This is a genomic window from Mangrovicoccus sp. HB161399 (genome assembly GCF_013184745.1).
Lineage (GTDB): Bacteria > Pseudomonadota > Alphaproteobacteria > Rhodobacterales > Rhodobacteraceae > Mangrovicoccus.
Genome location: NZ_JAATVU010000181.1, coordinates 375 through 2,994, shown reverse-complemented (window position 1 = coordinate 2,994; position 2,620 = coordinate 375). Strand labels below are relative to the sequence as shown.

The following is a 2,620-nucleotide window of genomic DNA, read 5'->3' as shown; positions in this document are numbered from 1 at the left end:
TCCGCACCGCGCATGCCTGTCTCCGCCGTTGATCCGCGGCGGATGAATCATGTTCCGCAGACGACGTCGAGGCCCGACTATTTCAGCATCCTGCTAAGGTGCTCGCCGTGCGAGGCGATGGGATGGCTGCCGTGACCCGCTCGGGCTGGTGGCTATGATTTCATCCCAGACGAAAAAATGGATTTCTTCCGACGAAAAAGTGCCGCCATGAGAACATGGCGACACAGAAAATAATTGAAAGAAACTTCTGCGGGGAACGAAAGTTTCAACAACTGCAACTATTTATTCTACATCTATGCTTCAATGAATCCACAGTCGTAGATGTAATGCAATCCTTTCAATGTTAAATTTTATCATATTTCGAATCTTTTGTTGGCATTGCCCAATTGAGTTGCAGTGAGGGTCGCCGTAGCTCTGAAGAGAGGATCAGCGTGAGCTGGTTCCACGCCTGGCGCGCGGCGGCCCCGGAAAGGACGGCGCGTCGGGCCGCGGGGGAGGAGTGACCGGTCAGTTCCAAATGCGATTCCCTGTCTTTCAAGTCCTTCTGTCATAGCATTGGTTTGTACCGGGGCACGCCCGGGGCTGGGTTCAGAACAGGAAATCGGCATTCGACAGATCCGCCTTGGCCACGCCCTCGAGCAGGATCGACAGGCCGTAGGTGTCCGACAGGTCGATCAGCACCCCGCGCGACGTCTCGACCACATGGGACGAGACGCTCGCCCCGTAGCCAGTGAGATTGAGCGCCGTCAGGTCGATCCGATCGGTACCGTCCTCGAAATCCAGAACCGTGTCGAAACCATCATTGGCGCGGAAGACGAAGGTGTCCTCCATGCTGCCGCCTTCCAGCGTATCGTCGCCCTTGTTGCCGTCCAGACGGTCGGGTCCGAAACCGCCGGACAGATAGTCGTCTCCGGCATAGCCACGCAGGTCATCCGCGGCGCCGCCGCCGAGGAGGACGTCATTGCCGCGGCCGCCGATCAGCAGGTCGTTGTTCCGGCCGCCGTCCAGCAGGTCGTCGCCCTCTCCGCCGCGCAGCTCGTCATGGCCGTCGCTGCCCGAGAGCGTGTCGTCGCCCTGTCCGCCGACGATCGTGTCATTGCCGTCGCCGCCCTCCAGGCTGTCATCGTCGGCCTTGCCGCGCAGCATGTCGTCATCGGCTCCGCCGTCGAGCGTGTCCTCGCCGGTACCGCCGATCAGCGTGTCGTCGCCCGTTCCGCCCTCGACAAGCCCTGAGCTGCCGCCGCGGCCGTCGAAGCGGTCCGCGCCCGCCCCCAGCTCGACTGTGCCCATGCTGCCGGAATTGGAGATCACGTCATTGTCGTTTCCGCCGTCGACCGCCCCGAGCTTGCCGCCGTCATTGACCAGCGTGTCGTCGCCGTTGCCGAGCAGGATATCGTCCATGTCGCCGGAATTGAGGAAGTGGTCGCTGCCCGAATTGGTCCGGACCAGCCCGTCGATGCTGCCGGTGTTCTCCACCACGTCATCCAAATTGCTGGAATAGATGGCGAAATGGTTGATCGAGCTTTCGCCCACTGCAGAGAGCAGGCCGGAATTGTGCAGCTCGAGCACGCCGGTGGTGACATAGACCGGCGCCGGCGCCGCGATCCGCCCGGCATTGGTGATCCGCACGTCGCCGCTGGCCCCCGGCGTGCCGTAGATGCCGTAGTAGTTGCGGCTGAAGATCGTGCCGTCGTTGAACACGGCAAAGCTGGTGCTGCCCGTGCCGGTCAGCAGCACCGCCATGCCGTAAGCGTGGATCTCTCCGGCATTCTCTAGGTAGTAGTCGTCGGACATGGTGATCCGCAGCCCGTAGCCCGTCAGCGCAGAGACGCTGCCGTCCTGTCCGATCATCCCCAGTGCGCGGGTTCCGTCGATTTCGATCGCATCGTCGGTGCTGGAATAGACCGAGCCCTCGATCATGAAGTTGACGTTGCCGGTGCCGGAGATCGCCGTGCCGGTGGTCATCAGCGCACCGTTAGGGCCGACATAGGCCTCCTCGCCATCGACAAGCGTCCTTGCCGTCGTGCTCGTGCCGTTCAGAACGAAGCTGGCCATCTTTCATATCCTTCCGTCATTGTGTCAGTGCCGCTCTGGATCGCGACGGGGCCGGGTTCAGAACAGGAAATCGGCATTCGACAGATCCGCCTTGGCCACGCCCTCGAGCAGGATCGACAGGCCGTAGGTCTCCGACAGGTCGATCAGCACCCCGCGCGACGTCTCGACCACACGGGACGAGACACTCGCCCCGTAGCCAGTGAGATTGAGCGCCGTCAGGTCGATCCGATCGGTACCGTCCTCGAAATCCAGAACCGTGTCGAAACCATCATTGGCGCGGAAGACGAAGGTGTCCTCCATGCTGCCGCCTTCCAGCGTATCGTCGCCCTTGTTGCCGTCCAGACGGTCGGGTCCGAAACCGCCGGACAGATAGTCGTCTCCGGCATAGCCACGCAGGTCATCCGCGGCGCCGCCGCCGAGGAGGACGTCATTGCCGCGGCCGCCGATCAGCAGGTCGTTGTTCCGGCCGCCGTCCAGCAGGTCGTCGCCCTCTCCGCCGCGCAGCTCGTCATGGCCGTCGCTGCCCGAGAGCGTGTCGTCGCCCTGTCCGCCGACGATCGTGTCG

The 2,620-nt window shown here is 62.6% G+C and carries 2 protein-coding genes; both read right to left on the bottom strand.

Annotated features, from left to right (window positions below; genetic code table 11):
- Positions 1-588: 588 nt before the first annotated feature.
- Positions 589-2,055 carry a calcium-binding protein gene (locus tag HCC78_RS31950; RefSeq protein WP_172332730.1) on the bottom strand — a complete coding sequence of 489 codons (1,467 nt, stop codon included), beginning with the start codon at positions 2,053-2,055 and terminating at the stop codon, positions 589-591.
- Between the two features lie 57 nt (positions 2,056-2,112).
- Positions 2,113-2,620, bottom strand: a 508-nt coding sequence (locus tag HCC78_RS33395; protein WP_216671410.1) for a M10 family metallopeptidase C-terminal domain-containing protein, incomplete at its 5' end; no start/stop codon positions are given.